The organism is Mycoplana sp. MJR14 (assembly GCF_029210525.1).
Taxonomy (GTDB): Bacteria; Pseudomonadota; Alphaproteobacteria; order Rhizobiales; family Rhizobiaceae; genus Mycoplana.
The window spans coordinates 638,699-660,070 of sequence record NZ_JARGEO010000001.1; the positions used below are offsets into that span (position 1 = coordinate 638,699).

General features: G+C 60.0%; 21 protein-coding genes and 6 pseudogenes. 10 read left to right on the top strand and 17 right to left on the bottom strand.

Annotated elements, in window-relative coordinates; genetic code table 11:
• Window positions 1-198 precede the first annotated feature (198 nt).
• From P0086_RS03135 to P0086_RS03160, 6 genes and pseudogenes are all read left to right on the top strand, one after another.
• A complete protein-coding gene (locus tag P0086_RS03135) occupies window positions 199-690 on the top strand; it encodes a MarR family transcriptional regulator (protein WP_112609554.1) in 492 nt (163 codons plus the stop codon).
• A gap of 565 nt (window positions 691-1,255) precedes the next feature.
• Entirely contained in the window at window positions 1,256-3,946 is a 2,691-nt protein-coding gene (locus P0086_RS03140) for a winged helix-turn-helix domain-containing protein (protein ID WP_275782408.1), read from the top strand.
• 88 nt (window positions 3,947-4,034) lie between these two features.
• Window positions 4,035-4,625 (top strand): transporter, encoded by a 591-nt coding sequence (locus P0086_RS03145; RefSeq protein ID WP_275782410.1) that lies wholly within the window; start codon window positions 4,035-4,037, stop codon window positions 4,623-4,625.
• A gap of 85 nt (window positions 4,626-4,710) precedes the next feature.
• The gene (locus tag P0086_RS03150) at window positions 4,711-5,646 is read left to right on the top strand and encodes an MBL fold metallo-hydrolase (protein WP_275782815.1); all 936 of its coding nucleotides are present in this window, start codon (window positions 4,711-4,713) and stop codon (window positions 5,644-5,646) included.
• A gap of 320 nt (window positions 5,647-5,966) precedes the next feature.
• Window positions 5,967-6,799: pseudogene (locus tag P0086_RS03155) on the top strand (alpha/beta hydrolase).
• A 397-nt stretch (window positions 6,800-7,196) separates the two neighbouring features.
• On the top strand, window positions 7,197-7,361 hold the full coding sequence (locus P0086_RS03160) for a hypothetical protein (protein WP_275782412.1): 165 nt from the start codon (window positions 7,197-7,199) through the stop codon (window positions 7,359-7,361).
• Window positions 7,362-7,747: 386 nt separating this feature from the next.
• Here the strand turns inward: P0086_RS03160 and P0086_RS03165 are convergent, their stop codons facing one another.
• The 4 genes and pseudogenes from P0086_RS03165 to P0086_RS03180 all read right to left on the bottom strand — a co-directional run bounded on the left by P0086_RS03165 (window position 7,748) and on the right by P0086_RS03180 (window position 8,732).
• Entirely contained in the window at window positions 7,748-7,933 is a 186-nt protein-coding gene (locus P0086_RS03165; protein ID WP_275782414.1) for a hypothetical protein, read from the bottom strand.
• The gene (locus P0086_RS03170) at window positions 7,930-8,103 is read right to left on the bottom strand and encodes a hypothetical protein (RefSeq protein WP_162702302.1); all 174 of its coding nucleotides are present in this window, start codon (window positions 8,101-8,103) and stop codon (window positions 7,930-7,932) included. The genes P0086_RS03165 and P0086_RS03170 overlap by 4 nt, the downstream gene beginning before the upstream one ends.
• Before the next feature lie 60 nt (window positions 8,104-8,163).
• Window positions 8,164-8,301 (bottom strand): annotated as a pseudogene (locus tag P0086_RS03175) (integrase); the annotation flags it as partial.
• Between the two features lie 27 nt (window positions 8,302-8,328).
• A pseudogene (locus P0086_RS03180) lies at window positions 8,329-8,732 on the bottom strand (type II toxin-antitoxin system VapC family toxin).
• A 140-nt stretch (window positions 8,733-8,872) separates the two neighbouring features.
• Between P0086_RS03180 and P0086_RS03185 the strand changes: the two are divergent.
• Both P0086_RS03185 and P0086_RS03190 read left to right on the top strand, forming a co-directional pair.
• The gene (locus P0086_RS03185; RefSeq protein WP_275782416.1) at window positions 8,873-9,178 is read left to right on the top strand and encodes a hypothetical protein; all 306 of its coding nucleotides are present in this window, start codon (window positions 8,873-8,875) and stop codon (window positions 9,176-9,178) included.
• A complete protein-coding gene (locus P0086_RS03190; RefSeq protein WP_275782418.1) occupies window positions 9,175-9,621 on the top strand; it encodes a type II toxin-antitoxin system VapC family toxin in 447 nt (148 codons plus the stop codon). The genes P0086_RS03185 and P0086_RS03190 overlap by 4 nt, the downstream gene beginning before the upstream one ends.
• 692 nt (window positions 9,622-10,313) lie before the next feature.
• On the opposite strand, the gene P0086_RS03195 is transcribed toward P0086_RS03190, so the two are convergent.
• The 3 genes from P0086_RS03195 to P0086_RS03205 form a co-directional block, all read right to left on the bottom strand.
• Complete coding sequence (locus P0086_RS03195) at window positions 10,314-10,595, bottom strand: hypothetical protein (protein ID WP_275782420.1); 282 nt, start codon at window positions 10,593-10,595, stop codon at window positions 10,314-10,316.
• A 32-nt stretch (window positions 10,596-10,627) separates the two neighbouring features.
• Window positions 10,628-10,816 (bottom strand): hypothetical protein, encoded by a 189-nt coding sequence (locus tag P0086_RS03200; protein WP_275782422.1) that lies wholly within the window; start codon window positions 10,814-10,816, stop codon window positions 10,628-10,630.
• 988 nt (window positions 10,817-11,804) lie between these two features.
• On the bottom strand, window positions 11,805-12,071 hold the full coding sequence (locus P0086_RS03205) for a hypothetical protein (protein WP_275782424.1): 267 nt from the start codon (window positions 12,069-12,071) through the stop codon (window positions 11,805-11,807).
• 611 nt (window positions 12,072-12,682) lie between these two features.
• Between P0086_RS03205 and P0086_RS03210 the strand changes: the two are divergent.
• Window positions 12,683-12,871, top strand: a pseudogene (locus P0086_RS03210) (hypothetical protein); the annotation flags it as partial.
• Window positions 12,872-12,957: 86 nt separating this feature from the next.
• Here P0086_RS03210 and P0086_RS03215 read toward each other — a convergent pair.
• From P0086_RS03215 to P0086_RS03250, 8 genes are all read right to left on the bottom strand, one after another.
• On the bottom strand, window positions 12,958-13,185 hold the full coding sequence (locus tag P0086_RS03215) for a hypothetical protein (RefSeq protein ID WP_112596458.1): 228 nt from the start codon (window positions 13,183-13,185) through the stop codon (window positions 12,958-12,960).
• Window positions 13,186-13,483: 298 nt separating this feature from the next.
• Window positions 13,484-13,810 carry a GFA family protein gene (locus tag P0086_RS03220; protein ID WP_275782426.1) on the bottom strand — a complete coding sequence of 109 codons (327 nt, stop codon included), beginning with the start codon at window positions 13,808-13,810 and terminating at the stop codon, window positions 13,484-13,486.
• 113 nt (window positions 13,811-13,923) lie between these two features.
• Window positions 13,924-14,184 (bottom strand): hypothetical protein, encoded by a 261-nt coding sequence (locus P0086_RS03225; RefSeq protein WP_275782428.1) that lies wholly within the window; start codon window positions 14,182-14,184, stop codon window positions 13,924-13,926.
• Between the two features lie 1,134 nt (window positions 14,185-15,318).
• Complete coding sequence (locus P0086_RS03230; RefSeq protein WP_275782429.1) at window positions 15,319-16,044, bottom strand: SOS response-associated peptidase; 726 nt, start codon at window positions 16,042-16,044, stop codon at window positions 15,319-15,321.
• A gap of 710 nt (window positions 16,045-16,754) precedes the next feature.
• Entirely contained in the window at window positions 16,755-17,066 is a 312-nt protein-coding gene (locus P0086_RS03235; RefSeq protein WP_275782431.1) for a hypothetical protein, read from the bottom strand.
• A gap of 609 nt (window positions 17,067-17,675) precedes the next feature.
• Window positions 17,676-17,891 carry a hypothetical protein gene (locus P0086_RS03240; protein WP_112596442.1) on the bottom strand — a complete coding sequence of 72 codons (216 nt, stop codon included), beginning with the start codon at window positions 17,889-17,891 and terminating at the stop codon, window positions 17,676-17,678.
• A gap of 364 nt (window positions 17,892-18,255) precedes the next feature.
• Window positions 18,256-18,420, bottom strand: a complete 165-nt coding sequence (locus P0086_RS03245; protein ID WP_275782434.1) for a hypothetical protein — start codon at window positions 18,418-18,420, stop codon at window positions 18,256-18,258.
• Between the two features lie 29 nt (window positions 18,421-18,449).
• Entirely contained in the window at window positions 18,450-18,962 is a 513-nt protein-coding gene (locus tag P0086_RS03250; RefSeq protein ID WP_275782436.1) for a calcium-binding protein, read from the bottom strand.
• Window positions 18,963-19,470: 508 nt separating this feature from the next.
• Here P0086_RS03250 and P0086_RS03255 point away from each other — a divergent pair.
• Window positions 19,471-19,863: an RES family NAD+ phosphorylase gene (locus P0086_RS03255; protein WP_275782438.1), complete on the top strand. Its 393-nt coding sequence runs from the start codon at window positions 19,471-19,473 to the stop codon at window positions 19,861-19,863.
• Window positions 19,864-20,045: 182 nt separating this feature from the next.
• On the opposite strand, the pseudogene P0086_RS03260 reads toward P0086_RS03255, so the two are convergent.
• Window positions 20,046-20,939, bottom strand: a pseudogene (locus P0086_RS03260) (IS701 family transposase); the annotation flags it as partial.
• Window positions 20,934-21,050: pseudogene (locus tag P0086_RS03265) on the bottom strand (transcriptional regulator); the annotation flags it as partial. The pseudogenes P0086_RS03260 and P0086_RS03265, both read right to left, overlap by 6 nt.
• Window positions 21,051-21,372: the final 322 nt, after the last annotated feature.

Sequence of the window (21,372 nt, forward strand, 5' to 3'; positions counted from 1 at the left end):
CCCGGTGATTCAGCCGCGGTGGTGCCGTGCACCATCGCGGTTAAGCTAGCTCAGGAGCCGCTCTGCCAACGCTTGTGGAGCCGTTACGCCTTTTTTGGAGGTCATGTGCCTCGGGCCGATTTTATTGCGGCGTTTCGGCGTCTAGAAGGAACGATTGCGACATTGCTGGATCGGCAGACGAAGGCTGTAGGTAAAGACATGGACGAACATGATGGGCAGGACCGCTATCGCGTGACCGAACAGGTGGGGCACCTGTTGCGGAAGGCTTACCAGCGGCACCTCGCCATCTTCCAGGACAATGCCACCGATCCCAGCCTGACATCGGTGCAGTTCGTGACGCTTTGCGCCCTGCATGACCTGGGGCCGGTTTCCCAGGCCGAGCTGGTCAAGGCGACGGCCGTCGATCAGGCGACCATCCGCGGCATCGTCGACCGGCTCAAGGCGCGCGGACTGATCGACATTTCGCGCGATGCCAATGACGGCCGGAAAGTCATCATGTCGCTGCTGCCGGCGGGCGAGGCCGTGCTCGAAGAAATGTATCCGAGGGCAAAGCTGATTTCTGAAAGGACCATGTGCAGGCTGAACGTAGCCGAACAGGTGGCATTGCTTTATCTCCTGCGGAAAATCGGTGAGGACGAGGTGCCCGCCGAGCGCGCCGACAACAGCAGCGATACGACAGGACAGACTTGATAGCGGTATGCGGCTCCATCGCCATGGATTTAATGGTCCTCACGCGCAGGATGCTGCGCCCCTGGAGAAACGGTAGCCGGTCCAGTCCTCCACGTCGCCCAGCGGCAAGGGCACCGATCAGGCACTGGCGACCCGTCCCACCGGTGCGGGGCGCACGGCCCTGAGGGTCGGAAGGATCGCATCCATGGTCTTGGCCTCAACAAGCACTCCAAGCACAAAGGAAGGAGCTGTGAAGTTCGAGGTTTTCCCGGCGCGCCCACCGTGGGACGAAGTGGTGTTTGCCGGACGGTAGAGTCGCGCGATGCGGGCGCTGTCGGGTCGACAATGCAAGATGACGGCTTCTGGCGGTTAGACTGTGACTCGTGCTGGGCAAAGCTCGACCCAAAAACTTACAAAACTTTCGTCCAATCGTCATTGCAATGATTGCAAGTCGCTGCGACTGCTTGCAAACATGTAGGGATCGACACTGCGTTGTTCCGACTACAACTTTTTCATTTGTCCTTTTGCGAGACAAGCGGTGAGTGAGCTACATTTCGGACCGTTCACGATCGTCCCAGGCCAGCGTATGCTGCTGCGTGATGGCCAGAGGGTGCCGCTTGGCAGTCGGGCGGCCGACATCCTCATCTTTCTCGCCCAGCATCCCGGAGAGCTCAAGACAAACGCGCAGATCATTAAGCACGTTTGGCCGGATACCTTCGTCGAGGAGGCAAACCTCCGCGTCCATATTTCCGCGCTGAGGAAGGCTTTGGATGATAACCAACGCGAATCCAAGATCATCGCGAACGTTCCGGGACGAGGCTACACGTTCGTTGCGAAACTGCCCGTTGAGAAGGCCGAAGCACCTTCTGGTATGGTGCCGCTCTTCCGCCCGGCGAGCGGGCCGTCCGCACCTCGCATCTTCGGGCGCGAGCAGTCTATCGTTCAGATCGCCATGCAGTTGCGTCGTTCTCGGCTGCTGACGATCGTCGGGCCCGGCGGCATTGGCAAGTCCACCGTCGCCCGCGCCGTTGTCGCGGGCGAAGCCATGCCCGCGGCCGTCTGGATCGATCTGTCGGACGTCAACCAGACAGGCTTGATCCCGACCACGATCGCCTCGTCGCTAGGCATTCTCACCAGGAGCGAGGACATCGTCGGCGATATCGCCGCCCATCTGGCCGGCCGCGAGTTGATCCTTGTTCTCGACAGCTGCGAGCAAGCCGTCGACGGGGTGGCACCGACGGTCGAGGCCATCATAGCCATGTGCCCGAGCGCCCGCATCCTTGCCACCAGCCGCGAGCCTCTCAGGGCCGAGCGCGAACGAGTTCATCGGTTGTCGCCATTGGAGCTGCCGACAACGGTTGGCGGGGCAAGTGAGGCTTTGGCATGGCCCGCTATCCAGCTGTTCGTGGAGCGCGCGGACGCCTGTCTCGGAAACTACGAACTCACCGACGAGGACGCGCCCTTCGTTGTTGAAATCTGCTCGCAGCTGGATGGAATCGCGCTCGCCATCGAGCTTGCCGCGGGCCGCTTGGAGGCAATCAGCGTACGAGGCTTGGCGGCGTCGCTGGCTGACTGCTTCCGACTCCTGACCCGTGGCCGCCGCACCGCCTTGCCCAGACACCAGACTCTCCGGGCCACACTCGACTGGAGCTACAACACGCTGTCTTTGCAGGAGCGGACGGCGCTGCAGGAGCTTTCCGTCTTTCGGGGATGGTTCAGCGGCGAAGCCGCGCACAGGCTGCTGTCCGGGGACCTTCCCGAAGACGATCTGGCTTCGCTGGTGTCGAAGTCTCTTGTGAGCGCAGACACACAGTCGGCAGGGACCCGCTATCGCCTCCTTGATACGACACGAATCTACGCCGCCGAGAAGCTGGAGGAATCCGACGGCACGAACAGAACAATGTCCCGCCTCGCAGCCTATCTCGAAGACAGACTCGCGCACGCCGAGCAGGAACTCTACGTCGCCGCCGTCGACGACTGGTCGGAGGACTACGCCTCGCTAGTGGCGAACCTGCGGGCGGCGTTCGATTGGTCGTTTGGCCCGCAGGGCGATCAATTGCTCGGAGTGAAGCTCACCGTGGCGGGGCTTCCGCTTCTGTTCCGGATGTCTTTGCTGGATGAGTGCTTTGTGGCCGTCACCAGGGCAATCAACCTCCTGGAAGAGCGGCCGGGGCTCGACGAGCGCAGCCGCATGAAACTGTACGCCGCACTCGGCTGGCCGCAGATGCGAGCGACCGACGCGCCGGAATACGGAATCCAGGCATGGTCCACCGCGCTCAAGATCGCCGAGGAAATCGGAGATGTCGACCATCAGCTTCGCGCCATCTGGGCTTTGTGGGTCGACGCCATCAACCGTGCCCAACCCGCCACGGGCATGGAGTTGGTCGAGAGGTTCGGTGGGCTAGCGGTCTCCTCGACCGATCCTACTGACGCGATCATAGGCAGGCGCATGCGCGGTGCCACACTGCACTGGCTCGGCCGCCATGCTGAATCCTGTGCCGAGCAGCGGCGAATGCTGAAGGAATATTCGACCCTGCGCGGCGGCCAGCATTCCATACGCTTTCAGTTCGAGCAGCGTGTCACGGCTCGCATCGTCCTTGCCCGCGCCATGTGGGTCCTCGGCGAGGAGGAGGATGCGTTGCAGGAAGTGCGCGAGACCGTGGACTATGCTCTCGACATTGGACACACGCTCTCCCTCTCCAATGTTCTGGCGGAGGCCGCTTGCCCGATCGCGCTTCTTTCCGGGCGCGACGACCTCGCCTCTGGATACATCTCGCAATTGAGGGAGCAAACCAAGGCGCTCTCGCTCGACGTCTGGCACTGCTACGCCGACTGTTTCGAGGCTGAATTGATGCTGCGGGAGGGCAGGGCGGAGGAATGCATCCGGACCCTGAGGATCGGCATGGAAACGCTCTCGTCAGCAGGCTTCACTTTGTTCATGACCCACTTCCGATCGGTCGCCGCGTGCGCCATGTCCAAGCTCTCGCGCTATTCCGAGGCGCATAGGCTCATGGATGACGCAATAGAGCATTGCCGTGGCTCCGGCGAACGGTGGTGCTTGCCGGAGCTTCACCGGGTCAAGGCGGCCGTCATTCTGTCCGAGGGCTTTGATGACGCCATTCCCCGCGCGATGGAACATCTTGCGCTCGGAGCCGAGCATGCACGCCATGACGGCGCTCATGCCTGGAAAAGGCGGATCGATCGGGACTTGGCTGCGCTGTCGTCGAACGACACCGAAGTGATGCAGGTCGCAAAGAGCGGTTCGTCGATCCCCTGAATGGCCAGGGACATTTACACGGATTTACAACTCTAAACTCGTTCCAGGCCTCCGCGCGCGTGATGATCACGCAGAACAGGAGAATGCCATGAACGAAGAAGCCGCCATTCGCTTTCTGATAGTGATTGTCGAAGGCGAGAACGAAGGGGCCGGAAATCCTGAAGTTGACTTGGCGCGAATAGCGACCCCCTATTACGCGTTCAAGGACTTCGGTTCGGAAGTCGTCATAGCCACAGATCAGGGCGGTCCTCCGATGCTCGCGGAAGCTATGCGGTGCGCCCACGCCTCCGCAGACGCCGCCGGCGACGCGGTAAGGCGGTTCAGAGGCGACCGAAACGCCCGGGACGAACTTGCCGATACCCTCGGCCTGGCCCAGATCGTCATCGAGGACTTTGCTGCAGCCTTCTGCGTCGGCCTATCGGGAAGCACCTGGTCGGATGACGACCAGGGCGTGGCAGCGCTCATCAGGAAATTTCTCGACGTCGGCAAGCCAGTGGCACTGGTCCCGGGGAAGCATTTGTTCGTCGCGCCGGAGGGCGCGGGCAACGGGCTCCTGATCCTCGGAGACAACGATTGCTCTCCGCTCTGCGCCGCCCGTGCGCTGATCAACGTCGTCGCTGACCTCGCCACGACGGCGTCATCTGATCCGCGGGGTTTTTCACCGATTTACGAAGCTTAACTCGCTCGTGTCACCAATCGCACCTAACCTCTGGACGTCGCCACCGATGATCAGCACTGTCGACGAAGGCGAGGAGGAACAGGCCATGTCCAACTTCGGAATCTTGAATGCTCACGCAACCAGAAGGCAATTGCTCGTCGGCACGGCCACTCTTGCCGCAATGGCCTTGCCCCGCGATATCTTCGCTGCTTCGTTCCACAAATTCGCGCATGGATCATTTGATATCACAGTCGTGAGCGACGGCTTCATAACCCTGCCATCCGAAGTCCTGCTTCCGGACGCCGAACCGGAGGAGCGCGCCGACTTTCTCATGCGGCTTGGCGGAAGCGCGGAAAGCGCTGCCATGCAGGCGAACATCCCCCTGATACGCCATGGCGACGATCTGATCCTTATCGACAACGGGTCTGGCACGAACTTTCAGCCGACGGCCGGCAGGCTGGCGCAGAATCTACTGACTTTGGGCGTTGCTCCGGAACAGATCACCAAGGTGGTGTTCACCCACGCTCACCCAGACCACTCGGGGGCCACCACCGTCGACGGCAGCGTTCTATATCCCAACGCGCGATACTATGTGAGCCAGAGCGAATGGGACTTCTGGACGGACAAGCAGTTCGAGGCCCGGAGGCCGGCGGCTCTGCACGACTTTGCCAGGGGCGCGCGGCGCGATCTCCTCGCTGTCGACGACCGGATAACGTTCGTAAGGGAAGGCGACGAGATAGTGCCGGGCATGTCGATCGTCAGTACGCCCGGCCACACACCTGGCCACGTCTCTGTCGAGCTTGAAGGCCGTGACAATCTGCTGATCACGGGCGACGCATGCACCAACGACACGATCTTCTTCGCAAGGCCGGACTGGCACTTCGGTTTCGACACAGATCCCGAAGTTGCGCTCGCGAACCGTCGGAAGTTGCTGGACCGTGCGGCCACGGAGAAGCTGAAGCTCCTCGGATTTCACTGGACTTATCCCGGTGTCGGACATGCGGAACGCCGAGGCGATGCTTACAAATTCGTCGCCGCCTGAAATATCGAGGGTTTCTCATGAAGGGGCTGGAGGTTTTCCGGCCCCTTTTTGCCTGCCCGCACGATGGCGAGAACTCGGATTTTCATCAATTTACGACGCTTAACTCGTTTTACGTCCATCCGTCGGGCACGGTTGTCTTCATCAACAGAGGCACAGCTCCAACGGAGACGCACATGAACAGCACTGCCCTCGCAACACAACCGAGCGCCACACGGCGCGACTTCCTCCTCGCCGCAGGTGCGGCGGCCGCCGCAGCGTCGCTTCCGAAGTGGGCCTCCGCCGCCAGACAATCCACTGCAACCGAACAAGGGACCATGACCATGGGCTACATCACCACCGTCGACGGCACCGAAATCTTCTACAAGGACTGGGGCTCCAAGGATGCCGCGCCCATCGTCTTCCATCACGGCTGGCCGCTCTCGGCCGACGACTGGGACAATCAGATGATGTTCTTTCTCGAGAAGGGCTTCCGCGTGATCGCCCACGACCGCCGCGGTCACGGCCGCTCGACGCAGACTGATACCGGAAACGAAATGGACACTTACGCGGCAGATGTCGCGGAATTGGCGGAGAAGCTGGACCTCAAGAATGCCATCCATGTCGGTCACTCGACCGGCGGCGGCGAGGTCGTCCATTATGTCGCTCGCTCCAAGCCCGGCCGCGTGTCCAAGGCCGTCATCATCGGTGCTGTCCCGCCGATCATGGTGAAGTCGGAGAAGAACCTCGGCGGCCTTCCGATCGAAATCTTCGACGGCTTCCGCGCCGCCCTGATTGCCAACCGCGCCCAGTTCTTCCGCGATGTGCCGGCCGGCTCTACGGCTTCAACCGCCCAGGTGCGCAGGTCTCCGAAGGCGTCATTCAGAATTGGTGGCGGCAGGGCATGATGGGCGGTGCCAAGGCGCACTACGACTGCATCAAGGCGTTCTCGGAAACCGACTTCACCGAAGACCTGAAAAGGATCGAGCTGCCCGTGCTTGTGATGCACGGAGACGACGACCAGATCGTGCCCTATGCCGACTCCGCGCCGCTCTCAGCCAACCTGCTGAAGAACGGCACGCTTAAGACCTATGCGGGCCTGCCGCACGGCATGTGCACCACCCATCCCGATGTGATCAACGCAGACCTCCTGACGTTCTTCAAGAGCACCGCGTGACGGTCTGCCCAAATCGGCTTGATAGGAGAACTTGCTGGCCGTCTTGTCCAGCGTGCCCGCGAGGGTGGCTCAATCAGTGACTGCAAATTCGCGCTTCGGCAGGTCATTAGGGAAGTAAGGCCACTTTTAATGGCGCGTTCGTACGAAGAGTCGGAACCAGCCAATACGAAGGAGATGCGATTGACGGCTCGGAAGTCGCATCTTCGGCGTTCATTGGGACACGCGAAGGGAAGAACTTCGGTTGGTCGTTATGTTGTGCAGGTTGCACATCGCGTCCCCTTCTGACGCTATGGTGGGCCTCCCACGGTGTGGCTGTCAATGTGGAACCCACGCGTCGTTCCAACGTTTCTCCAATCCTCGCAGCAGCGAGGTCGTCACATAATTGAGGAGTATTAAAATGGGAAATCAGCAGCCGCAGCGTCCCGATCAGAAGAAGGACCAGCAGCAGCGGAATCCGCAGCAGCAGGACCAACAGCAGCAGCGTCAGCGTCGCGAGCAGGACGACCGGCAGGGCCGTGAGCGTCGCGACGATCAGGATGATAAATCCTCCAAGGATCGGTAGTCCAGCTGACGAACATGAACGGGGAGGCAATTGGGCCTCCCTTCCTTAACCCTTAACATCCCTCCAGACCGGCACCCGCACACTCTTTATCTTCACCAGATGCCGTACCGTCATCTTCACACGATCGGCTGCGCTCGGCATCACGTACTTGAGGTCGATCCATTCCTTGGAATTGCAGCGGCTACAGTGGAATCGACCGTCTATGTCGAGGATTGTGACATCGCCAAACAGCTGCGCGACATCGCCAGGCCTATAGAAGTGGGTAACACGGCAAACGCCACATCTCACCTTAAGAAGCTGGCCGATCTCGTCTGCTTTGTTGAGGGTGTGAGCCCCCATCCGAACTCGGGGATGCACTAAGCCCCGTTGATGGCTCTCCGGCACAGTCAGGGCCGCCAACCACGTGTGTATCCGCTTCCCATGATGACGACGGCAGTCGCCAGCCGTTCTTCCAGGCGGGCTCGGTCGGCGAGCAGGCTGCGGATGGCTTCGATGGGGTCGCCCTTATGGATCGCGAGAACTTCTGCGGCTTCATCTCTCTGCGGCACCTCTCTGTTGGCTTCGGCGGTCATTGTAGCGGCAGCTCCATCTGTGCCTTCTTGTGAGCCAGGACGTACACTGGGCGAGGGGTTTCGATCTGCCTCTGCGCCTCGGCCCGGCGCGCAAGCGTACGTTCGCGTAGAGCTTTGCATGCGGCGACTTCGGCGAGGGCATTGGCAATGACGGTGTCAGTCTTGTGCATAAGAGAACTCCGCGTTTCGTTCTATTTATGTTCTCATTTGAGCTTGAGGGAGTCAAGGCGCGTGGCGACGTCGTCATCGGTCAGCAGCACAGCCAGCTGGTCACGACGGTCAAACGGCAGGATGGCATAAAGCGCATCCAATCGCTCGGCTCGGTTCAGGATTTCCTCAGCCGGGACGCTCGGTGGTGTGCGGTGCACAGCCACCTCAGCGGATCTCCGAAGGGTTTATGAGCTCAGACCGACTTCTTCGAAGTTGACAACATTCCGCGTTGCCAGCACTGCACCGCGAGAAAGCGCGATGGCGGCGATCTGCGCATCGAACTGGCTGATGGGGCGGCCAATTCTGCGCCTGTCGGTGGCAATCGAGCCGTAGACGTCGGCCGCATTGCGGTCGAACGGCAGAACACGACGGAGAGGTCCTGCGCAAAGATCGGAAGGATGGCCGCTTCGAGGTCGCGTCGGGGCCGGCCATCGGGAAGTAAACGCAGTCGGTAGAGGATCTCGGCTTCGGTAACCGCGGTCGTGAAATTGGCGGCGGGCGGCTGTTCTGCGAGCCAATCGACCACGGAACGCTCCGGGACCGGCAGCAGCAGCTCCGAGATGACGTTGGTGTCAGAACGATCATGCAAGTGTTGTTCAGGCCTTTATCAGAGCGATGCTCGACGGCGGGCATGAGCCGGCGTCGACGGCGAAGTCCGGCACACTCCTACATCCCTTGTCTGCAAGGCAGAAATTGGATATATATCAGGATATACTACGGAGGTGAGCCATGAGCAATGTTGCACAGAAGAGAGCGATCGAGAATTACCGGGCGCGCCTGACGCAGCGTGGTTTCAAGCGCTTCGAGGTTCTGGCGCTGGAATCCGACCGTGAGCTGATCCGGTCGCTTGCGCGCCAACTGGCGGAGGAGGGGCCGGAAGCGGAGCAAGCGCGAGCTGCAGTCAAGGCGGTCCTTGTTGCAGGGGAGCCGCCAAAATCCGGCGGCATCCTGTCCGCCCTTCGCCGCTCTCCCCTTGTCGGCGCCGACCTCGATCTGACGCGCCCGCGCGAGAAAGGGCGCCGGGTCGATTTATGACGCGCTATCTTCTCGATACCAACATCATCAGCAATATCGTCAGGCCGCAGCCATCGGAAGCGCTGCTGGCGTGGTGGGCAGATGAGCGCGACGAAGACCTGTTTATTTCGGCGCTCACCATCGCAGAAATACGGCGCGGCATTTTGGAGAAGCCGCGCGGAAAAAAGCGAAATGCGCTCGATACCTGGTTCGCCGGGCCAGAAGGGCCGCAGGAACTGTTCGCCGGCCGCATTCTCTCGTTCGACGACAGGGCGGGCCTGATCTGGGCGCGCTTGATGGCGGAAGGAAAGGCAGCGGGACGCCCACGTAGTGCGCTCGACATGATCATTGCGGCCGTCGCCGGAGCAAACGACTGTGTGGTCGTTACGGATAACGAAAAGGATTTCAAGGGGCTTCAAATTGTAAACCCAATGCGCCGTGGAGCAGAGGGGGAAGCGAAATGACAGCAGCGACGCCTGTGCCGATAGAATACCAGCTCATCGGTCTTACGGAGGGCGGCGGCGTTGGCGATCTGCTGGTTGGCGTGGGTCAGAGGCACGAGCCATTCGCCTTCAGGACCTGATCTCGGAATGGCTGCGTATGGAGAATCTCGTGATCTTGACGGGATCGGGCACCTCGTCTCGGCGGGCGGCAAGACCATGGCCAGTCTGAAGAAGGAGGTGTTCGCAACCGCTAGAAGCGCTGCCCGATCTCCCGCGTTCGATCGCACCCATCATAGAATGGCGGAAGAATGCTGTGGCGTTTTCGGATGTTCTGCGAGCCAATCGACCACGGAACGCTCAAATCGTCATGCTGGCCATGGTACGTCTCCGGCGGTTCAGCCATCAACATAAGCAATGATGCAGCGATACACTTCTGTCACGCGGCTACCAGCCGGATATAGCCGTTCCTATGGCCCACATTACCGCTCTTCCGCCGCCAAAACTATCGCTATCGGCACATGGTGCTATCGGAAGTGAGTGCGCGGACCAAAATCCGCAGGCGTGACGGAAGTCAATTCCTCGAGCTTGAGGAATGCCAGGAAGGGAAGGGCGCATGAGCAACATCGTCGACTTCCATTCGCCCCAGCGCGTCGAGCAGATTTACGACGAAGCGGCCTCAAGTTAGACGGTGATGACTGCCAAGGCGTGCCGGGCTAAATACCTTCCAGACGGGTAGAGAGTGCATCCACAACAGACTGCAGAAACTCCTTGCGCCGGGGATCAGATGTCGCATCCGCTGCGATCTTCAGCGGTCGGCGAATGTTCTTCATAAAACCTGAGTGATCGAACTTATCCGCCGCCACGTTGACCTCAACCTCGTCCATAAAATGCTGCACCAGCGGCTCAAGGTCGAGATTGGGGTCTATCTGGTATCGTGTGGCCATCTGCTCAGCCAGCCTGCCCATCTGTACGTACGGGCCGAGTTCGGGGTTCATTCAGTTCTCCTGTCGCCACTGCTCGGGGCGGCTCAACGACGTTGTTTGTCGCCGGAGCTCTTTCCATCTGAGCTGCGCGAACGTTCTTCGACCCTATCCGCGCCTTTGGCAAGACCTGAGCCTTTTTCGGCTTCAACTTTACGCTCCTCTGCGGCCGCAGCCTTGCGGAGTCCGCGTGCCGCTTTCTTCCCATTTTCCGTGGGTGCTTGCTTGATGCCCATTGTGATCTCCTCCGCGGTCATGGTGCCGCATTCCTCAAATGGGAAGGCTGGCAACAAGGTTCCGACCGATGTGGCGAAGGGGGCGGACACATGATCCTTCTCGAGATTATCAAGCTCCGCCCGCGCCTTGTCGCGCGGGTTCTTCTCCGAAAAGGAAGCATCCCAATGACCTACGTCTTCCCAGAGTTCCTCACGCCACTACGCGAATATCTCCGCGGGCAGCGTCGACGTGAAAAGGCATCGTCAACGCCCGTCAGGCCGCGTTCATGGTACAGCAGCTCATCGGCAGCTACGGGAAGTTCCAGCCTCAGGGCCAGGACATGACGCCGACGCTGTTGTCGCTCCAGTAGGCAGTAACGGATCAAAAAAAAGCAGGCACCGGGAAGGCGCCTGCAATACGTGCTGCATCCAGAGGGGTACCGGAGCGCACGAGAAAGTAAGCTAGCAGGCGAAAAGTTCCCGAACAGTGCAACTTTTCGCGTGGGCTGCACATCTTCTCCGATGGCGATGCGAGCCTAGCCCGGGCCGGCGGCTGGGGGTTGCGATCTAATCGAGACGGCACTGAAATCGCCCAGGCGGTTCTTGTCGAAACCACGAACAACGCCGTGGAACTCACCGGCATATACTCAAGGCGATCGAGTGGATTCGCTGGCACTGCCTCAGTACGAACCGGTCACGATCTGGTGCGACAGCATGTTTGGTCAACGGCTGCAACGACTGGCGCCACAAGTGGAAGCGCAATGGAGCGAAAAGGTCCGAACGCCACGAAGCCGGAGACCGGCGTCGCGGACAGGCTTAACCAAGAATGCCAAATTCGGCTTCTGACCCCGGATTGCCTCGTATCCGAAATTCAGCCAGATATCGCGTCAACAACGGTAATTGCGTGATAGTTTGGCGCGCACCGGCCCCAAGACCGCCAGTCGATCCTGCTCTTGCATCGCTGCGAGTAATCCAACCCCGGCGTGCCCGGGTGCGGCCATTTACGCGATCAACATCGTTGAAGGGGAATGGAGAGGCGTGCCCTGTCAACGATGAACGTGATCTCGGACAGAATAGCGGTTGATGGGTGAAACCGCGCCTTCGCAGCCTTTTCAATCTCGTCCAGCACACCCTGAGCACGGTCGCCGAAGATCTCGATCAATATTCGCAGTGCGTTTTCGGCGATTTCATTGGCGGCGGTCTGACGGGCCCAGTCGCCGCCCCTGTCGGGTGTGGTAGCCGACCGCCCGAGGTCTGAATCGAAATGCTGTGTCATTTGCTGGTCCTGGTGAAATTTGCGCAAGGAAGGCGACGCATTGGCGGTAAGAGAATATGCTGCGGCCAACCTTGCTTGCAGCTGACGTTCGCGCAAGGGCCCGCTTGAGCGGCCTCACCGAGGGGACACGCGTGGCACTTAATCCGGGTCGACGACGCTTTCGGATGAATCGAGTGTCCCATCAGGCTCTGTAACCGGGAGGCTGGCAAGATAGACCAATGTCACCAAGGCAGCGGACACGGCGAGTACGGCCAACATGGCCTGCCTACCTGTTCGAACGGTCAGACGCTTCATCGTGGCACAACGCGACTGCACTTGCATCAGTTCCACATACCGGGACGAACGTCCCGACCGAGGTAAGGACCCCCGCGGAACATCTAGCTGGCTTTCCAGTTCACTCTCCTGAAAGGAGAATGATCATGGGTATTGTTAAATCAAAGGACGGCGCACCGGGCACAACCGACCAGTCGCCGCGGTGGGAGGGCCCGGAGGCGAGCCGGCCCCGGGGGTATCTGCCGGCGAAGGATAGCCCGGACACTGATGGTGATGCGGCCGGTGAAACCAACCGAACCCCTGAACGCAGCACGCCTTCAGATGCTCTCAAGGTCCGAGAAGACGCAAAAGGACAATTCGCCAAATCCCAGGCCGACCGCCACAGCACGGGTGTCGCGAGCGCGAAGCCGACGGTGATTACGGGTTCGGAGGATGCGACAGCCCATCGTACCCCGCCCGGACGAAAGGGACCCGAGGAAGACTGGGACGTGAACTTCGACGAGACGGAGCCCGATCGGTCCAGATAGCCAAGAATGCGCTCATAGTTCAACGCGCTGTCGGCCAGATGTCACACGTTCCTTGAATGTTCGATTTCCGTGCATTCTCTTCATGATCAATGATCCAAACGATCGTCAGGTTCGAACACAAAGCTCGTGCAGAGGAATCCGACGGCGAAGGGCAGTCCAAAACCGTACACCTGCAGAGCAAGGCCCAAGTAGTTTATGCCGTGCGTGTGTCCGAGATGCTGCGGATGCACATAGATGAGGACTGCCAGGGCCGCGCAACCTATGACGAAGCCTATGATCATGCGGGTAGCGACTTTGAGAATTAGCGTATCCATCGAAATTCCTCCCTGGCTGACCCAACACTCAGGGATGCCAAGGGTTCCTCCAGTTTGCCTCACAGTTCGGAAGCAGCGCGTGGCATAGGAGGGGAAGCTGGGAGCCCAGTGACGGGGTGTAAAGTCCAGCCTCCCACCACGATCGCCAGCGGCCAAACCGGAAGGATAGCCCGGCACCCAGTAGTCTCGACTTCAGGGATTAGTGTCGTTGGCGGGGTGTTCCAACTGACCGAGTTCGCACCCGCGTGCAGGTTTCAATCCTTGGAAGAAGGTCGTTCATTTCGATGAAGGGCAGTTTTTATCCATGAGCTTGAGGCGGAAAGCGTTCTGGAGCGTCCATAAAGCCGATACAGACGTAGACCTCATCTGGAAGCCCTTCGTCCTGGTAGCTGATGGAGCTCCCGCACGTGCTGGAGAAAGTTCTGACGATCCCCGGCGTTTTTGAGAAGGTCGCAGGCTTTCCCCGATCAAAGGCTACTTGCCCGGCCACATAGCCTACCCACATTGTCAAAGGCCCGATTGCGCGCCGACAGTCGTCATCGTGGTCGAAGCAGATCCAGAAGGGATCGCCGACAAAGCTGGCCCCGATAGCGCCGCAGAAACAGTGCCCGCGCTCGGTTCTCATGAAGCATCTCCGCAATGAGCTGTTTCTGGCGGTTTCGTCGGGTGTGAAAGCCAAACGGCGGACAGTCGCCAGGGTTCCCTCTTTGGAACCTCAGGGCCGGGTTGTCCGAATCGCTACTGCGACCGGCGCTTGTATGGCGGTAACAATGTCGCCTTGATCAAGGTGGGGTCGCGCTGGCCCTGTGAGTAGAGTCGAACGATCGCGCCTCCAAGGGACTTCGCCAGTACACTGTCGGCTTTCATGCCGCACTCGGCGAGGCAGTCGTCGAAAATCTGCTGGAGGCGGTTCAGATCGTCGGGACTGAACATCCGCGTGTTCGACCCGCATGGAAACAACGGATAACCCGCGGCGTCGTACTCGAAGGACTTGGCCATAACCCCCTCCCTCAGTTGAGGCGGAAGCTGCCATCTCCCTGTCGTTCCTGCCATGGATGTGGAAACGATGAGACAGTGTGCGCTCCTGCCGCCGACCCGTCTATAAAATTTGACGTAGTACGCGAAGCAGGGAAGGGCGATGTGTTCGGCTGAGCGTGCGGTGGTCTGTGGCTCCCGACTAGCAGCGCAGGAAAGTTGGGATCAGTCTAGCCGTGAGCCTGACGGCGAGTGTACCTCAAAAGTGGGCTCATGCATGCGAGGTAGCCTAGCCCACACGTTCGTGAACAGTTTAGCAAACGTTCGCCGCCTGTTCGACGTTGGGCAACTGAGGCCAAGTTATCCACACCCTGCCCTGTCCACCCAGAGCGGGCTTTCTCATTCTTGCGGCCAGCTCTGCCCTCCTCCTCCGACAATACGCGCAAAGTCTCGGTCGATCCCTGGATGTGAAGTTTCAGACCCCGCTCGCCTTCCTCTGGCAGCACGACACCGACAGCCAATCGGCACCGTCAAGTTCGACGAGCCCACCGCCGAGGCATCACCTTCGAAGCCGAGATTCCGGTTATCGACGAGTCTGGCACGCTGAAGGACCGGGTCGACATGTTCTTCCTATCAGCCCTGAAATTCGAGGCTCCGGGCTCGGACCGCCCGAGAAATGAGAAAACGCTCTGTTCGACCGGGAACCTTTCGGGAGGAAGAGAGTTAAAGCGGCGTCGGCTGACACACCGTGTGGGCCCGGCGACGGAGCCGAAAGATACCGGCATCTCCCCTGGTGCCGGGGCGGGCGCATAGCCCGCGTGCCAGCGGGTGAGGGCTAACCGCTCCCGCTGGCGGTGGTCCCGTCCCGACAAGGCGGAAACTGCCGGGACGAACTGGCAGGATAACTTGCAGAGTGGCGCGGATGGCGAGCATCGCATCACAACGTAGTCTTGCGCCTCAGCTCATGGGTGGGCTATTCGGCAACTGGTGGGAAGTAGCTGTGCGGCATCAGCCAGTGTATTCTTGTTAAATGCTGACCGCTAGGGACACCAGCCATGTGCTGATGTGGTTGGCGGCCCCGCACTGTCCCCCAGGCGGGGCCTTCTCTTTGACGAGCCCTAATCTTTACCGATTTCATGACAGTGTGCTCGTGGAGGGCTACCCTGCCGGCATCATCGTCAGCACGGTAAGTTCGGTATCAGGCAGCGGGCGCTGCAAATGCTTGGCTTCTTCCCACGGTGCTGACAGCCAGATTTCGACCTCGTCCCCGGGCCGCAATACGACCGGCATCGCCTTCTGATGGATGGGGCCGACGATCCCGTTCGGATCCGTTGTCAGGAAGCCGAACAGATCGGTCGTGACCAATCCCTCTTTGACCTTCCGGACGCTTTCCCATTGCGGCACCCAGATCCCTGCGAAAAACAGGAGCGGCTGGTCGTCGTTGGCCGCGAACCAGGCGTTCGGTGTCCTCCCCCCTTCGGCTCTGCTGGCGGGATCCGGCTCCGCGAAACGCGTGAACGGGACAACGCACCTGTTCTCGATGCCGAGCCAGCGCGTCCAGTGCTTGCTCGAGGTGTTGCGCACGTTGGTAACGCCACTGTCGGGTTCCATGCGAATGAGTTCGACGAAGTCGGCGTCGTTTCCCTTGGCGCGCAGTTTCTCGGCGCGCCTGGTGGTGGCTTGGAATAGCGCCTGCCGCGAGGTCGGCAGCCCCCACCGCACCATGGCAGCCTCACGGCCGGCAGGCGTGTTGCGAACGATCGGTGCCTTGTAGTCGGGGTAGATGTCGAGCGAAGGCTCAAGGTTGCCCAGGCTGTCGATCATGGCACGTGTGGCCTGGAGGATCGCGATCTGGTTGGTCGTGATGTTGTAGAGATTACACATAAGCGGCTTCCCCGGCTGTGACGCGCTGCCTGCCTCATTCGGCTATATTAGGCGCTTTCAGTTTATCCAGATACTGCACAACCATCCGGGCGGCACCTGCTGCTAGGCTCCCATCCAATATTCGGTACGGCTATGGGTACGCCTCCGGTAGAACCCCGGACCCGTTCCATTTGGCCCAGGTGCGCATCCATGCCAGGCCATCGGTCGGGCGCGCTTGGCTGCTCGATCGGCTTTCGGATCGCCCACTACGGCAAGGATATGGGATCCGCCAGGTAGCAATCGCTGTACAGACCTCCACCTCATCCCATCCCGCCTTCACTGCGTCCTAGACGAGGTCCTGCAGTCGCGTCTCTATGGCCGCCTCGCATCCCGGTCCATGCTGATCGGCTTTCGAGGTGCGCGTATACCCTCCACGGCCTCCTCCAATCGTGCAGAAGGAGGATAGGGCAGCCGACAATCGCGAAAGGCGATGCATCCATGGCCACTCAACCTGGCGAACGATGGCGCGGCAGGGCAAGCTGGTTCTGCCTGCTTAGGGCACGAAGACGGACATACGGTCTGACGTCGTCGATGAAGCGGGCGGTAATGGCAACTGTGACTGGAACAGTAGGAAGTCCAGACCTTACCAGTAGAGTAGGTTTCGAGTGAGCGGTAGCGTACGTAGCTAGAACCGACCCTTTGCCTCGGTCGCGACGACTTGCAGCGCTATGCTATGTATCAGACACGAGAACGATTTTCCTGCGTCGCAGTGCCTGCAATTTGGCATCTATCGCAGCCAACAGAACTTTGTAGATTTCCTGAAGCGCTTCCGCGGCCTCAATATACGACGGGCCAACTCCCGCCTCAAGCATTTGGCTGGCTAGCCCATCGGCGTATCGGGCGCCCTTGTCCACAATGCGACCGAGAAGAAGAACCTGATCCACGGTGAGGGATTCGCTCGCTAGGATGATTTGGACTTTAGCATGGAGGTGCTGAACCGTCTCTCCATGCTTCTGCAGTATCTGCATCCAATCAGGACTCATGCGCTACCTCCCGCCGGGGCAGAGGGTGCCAGCGCACGATGTGAAGTCAAGAGAGTTTCGAGGCCGAGTTCCTATCGAGCCGTGACCTCCCACACCTCTCCAGAAAATTGACAACCGTGAGCAGCATGCCGCCAATGACCGGTGCTTGGAAGAATCGCGATCATTGCCCCGCCAGTCGCGGGGCAATCCGAGAAACTATGCCGAGGTTTTTTCTATGAAACCAACTACCCGCTTGAAAGGAAAACATAAATACACTTCCGCTTTAAGGGCGTTAACTGAGGGACGGTAGAGCCCTTTGCCTCCAGCTTCGAGCAGGGGGCCGGGCCGTTTAAGCCGCGGCTGAGATCTTACACTGGTGACATCAGTGGCGAATGCCATAGGCCCCGGGCGTCGCTCTGACGCTGCTCTGTCTATTGGCAGTTTGGACCTACCATCAAGCCGTTCCCTCCGTCTTACTGTCCTCATCCAAGATATGCACGCGAAGGTACTGGTGGCCTATCAGCCAATCACGAAGGATCGCTCGCACAGCGTCTTGGCGCGTCCATCCGAAATCCTTACGGGCATGCTCCAGTGCTTCGTCAACGTCTTCTTCAAGAATGAGGCGATCTGTCACTCGGATCTCTTTCCGCGGTAAGTGGTGGGCGGCGGTAAAGCCTCGTGTGCCTGGGCGAGCGCCTCAAGCCACGCGGCGAGACCCGCTGGAATTTCTTCGTTCCCAGCCTCCAGTGCTTCAACCCAGGACAGCTGGCATTGCAGCGCAGACGCGAGGTTGATCGGCGTCCATCGGATGTGAAGAAGGCATTCGGTGAAGCGGGCAGGGGTCAAGCAGTTGTCCTTGTCGATAGCTGTTCGACTCACAGTGAAGTGCAAATTGCCATGGAGCGGCTAGGAGTCAAGCGGCTGCCTTCGGCTCATGGAACGGCAGACGTCTAGGCCATTGCCAATAAATTGCCGCACGAGCCTCGAAATGATCGAGAAACTCTACCCGGCTCACTTCAAGCCGACCGTGGACGCTTCCGTTAGCGACCCCGCAAGCCCAAGCAGCAGGCCAGCCGGGCACGGAAGATTCCGAGGGCGGCGGCACCGCCGCCGCCCTTCCACGGAAACCTGAGGGGTGTCTAAACGAACCGCTTGCCGTTCGCAGCGCCCGCTTGGCAGCGCCATCGCGACCTTCCGGTGAACCAGTTCGTTACAGCAGGAAATCGCCTGCCTTGAGATCGGGCGCAGCATCGATGTGCAGGATGAAATCAACTTTGCCGTTACCATCGATGTCCCCACAGACGTAGGTGTCAGCTTTCGGCTTTTCGTAGCGAATCTCGCCGGCGGCATTTGAGAAATTGGCTGCCCCGATCACCGCCCTCCTCAGGTTCGCATCGATCGCGGTTACATCAATCGCGTCCTTGTCTGTCTGACCGATCGGAAGACAAATCGATCGCTGCCTGCATCGCCATACAGGACGTCGAAACCGAGCCCGCCGATGAGCCGGTCATTTCCCGCACCGCCTGAAAGCACATCATCGCCTCCGCCGCCATCGATGACATTGGGGCCTTGGCATCGCCCGTGAGCCTGTCGCCATAGATGGACGAGTAGGTATCGCCCCTCGCGTCGCCGCGTTGATCGAGCACACGGCAAGGCTCGCCCCCACCCCCGCCTTTGCACCGGCATAAAAAGCGTGTCGATGCCGTTGCCGCCAGGGAGACGATCCGCACCGGCCCCGCCGATCAGCACGTCATTGCCATCACCACCCTCCAGGATGTCGTTGCCGGCATAGCCATAGAGCGTGTCGTTGCCGGCAGACCCCACGATCCGATCCATGTCGATACTGCCTTTGAGCACCTCTCCCTTCGCCGTACCGGTGATCGTTTCGAGGATATCGGCGACGGTGATGGTGAACACCTTCGCCACCTTGTGCCGCCGTCGGAGACATGGTGTCTTTCTGCACCTTCTCGTAATCGATCGCCTTTGCCGTCACCAGCTTGGAGCCCGAACGCTTGAAGGCGGCATCCGCCGTATCGAGAAGCTTGTAGCTCAGCGCCTTGCCTTCCGGATCCTTTGGCGCGAAGGTTCCGACATGGGTTCCGATCGCAACGTTCTCCTTGTTCGATTGGCCACATTGCAACCTCAGCGGCTGGCGATGCGCAAGGCTTTGACGCAGCAAGCTGGCTGGCCGCCTGGGTACAGCAATCCGTGCCGGCTCTTGGGGGTGCCCGTCCACTCGATTTCATTGATACACTTGAGGGCAGGCAATGGTGTCGCAATTACTCGCCTCGGATGCAGAGCGGGGCCTATTCCTGATGCCCGCAGTTTGGCGGGTCGCGACGGACACTCCAGATTATGAAGCGGACGACCTCACAGGAATGGGCGCAAAAGTTACGGGGGGAGGTGGAATGCGCCAGGCTTCGCCGTGCTCTACTGCGCGGAAAACATCTCGCTCGCGGCCATGGAAACGCTCGTGCATTTTGCTGCGTCTAGCTTACCTCTAAACCGCTACCTCGTCAGAATCGACATCCCTCAAGACCTCTGGGACGCAAGCGAGCGGCTGGATGCCAAAACAGCGCCGGTAGGATGGGATGCGCTACCGGCGGAGCGGGCCAGTTTGGCCTTTGGCGCGACTTGGCTGGCTGAGCGTCGGTCGGCCTGTCTGTTCGTTCCTTCGGTCATCGTACCCGACGAGTCGAATGTGCTCGTCAATCCGCTGCACTCAGACGCTGGCAAAATCTCAGCGACAAAGGTTCGCAGGTGGCTCTACGATTCACGCTCAAGTCGAAGACCTAAATCACTCCGGAGCCCGTCCTGAGATCGCCGTCCGTGCCCAAGGTTGAGATCCTGCCATCGGAGACCGTTTCGGCCGATCCGGGACGCCCACATGCGCCTGTTGCGGACGGCCCGCATCGACCGAGGAAGACAGTTATGGGATCTGCGAGGAATGTCTGGCGCCGTAATTTGCCGGCCGCGCGTCGGATGGCTGGCAGTGTGGGTTTAGGCGGGCCGTGCCTCTTCCTTTTTTTCCCGCTTTGCCTTGTGTAGGCGCTGATGTTGCAAGAAGGCGTAAGCGATCATTGTCATCAGCGCGTGTCGATGCAGGCCTTGCCATGATCGGCCTTCAAAGTGATCGAGGCCGAGCTCTTCTTTCATTTGTTGATGCGCTTGCTCGCAGACCCATCGGGCTTTCATGGCAGCCGCTAGCTGCTTTAACGTCGCCTCGGCCGGCAGGTTGGAGAGATAATATTTGCGTTCATCGTTTGAGCGCCACTCACCAACGAGCCACGCCTCTTCGCCCGGCATGTGCTGCTGTCCCTTGTCGAGGATGCGTTGGGGGTTGCCATCGGCAATCCGAATGCGTAGGGCGGCGAAGCGTGCGGTCAGTCGACCTTTCGTGCCGCGACGCCAACTGACCTTCTTCCAGGTGGATCCTTCCAGGATCGTTTCGGCTGCCGTCGATAAGGTATCGGGGATCGAATGTTTGCGGGGTCGTCCATGGCCGGCGACAGGAAAGATCAATGCAACATCATGAGGATAAACCTTCTGATGCTTGGGAATGCCGACAGCCCAGGTAAGATTGCGTGCACTGAGCCCCTGGCGAAACGCAGCCGACAGACCATAACCGGCATCGGCAAGCACGGTGCCAAACCGCACGCCCGCGGCAATCAGCCGATCGATCTCGTCGGGCGCGATCTCCGGTTTGGTGCGGGATAGGCGCATCTCCTCGGGAACACCAGCCTTAGCCATTCGATCCTGATCGCTGGTCCAACTCTCGGGCAGGAACAGCCGTAAGCCGACTGGGACGGGAACCTCGTCGCGGGCCAGCGTCAACGACACTAGCGTCTGGCAATTGGCGCGCTTACCGAGCATCGACGCATACTGCGGCGCGACCCACCCAGCGGCGACGCCATCCGGCTCGCGCTCGACCAGAAACTTGAAGGCTCTAAGGCGCGTGGGCTGCGCGAGTGCAGCCTGTGCGGTGATCGTCTGATCATCGTCCATGTATCCAGACTAACGGATGTAGATGACTGTCTTTCACCGTTTTCGAGCGCTGCATGGGTCGCTGGAGCCCGTGCCGCTCTGCGCGGACTTGGCACGCCTTAATGATCAGTCGCAAAAAGTCTCTGGCGAGAGTAGACCGCTCGTCAATGCGCCACTCTCAAATCTTATCGGTCCAAAGGGATAGATACGCAGTCCGGTAAGGCCGCGACGACCCGCCTGAGGAACTGCCCAAGCGGGTGTTGCGGCGCTTTGACCTGGCACATCGCGCATCGGAGTAGCTTGGCCGCCGGTAGGGAACTTTCTTGGTCCTCAGATGTTTACA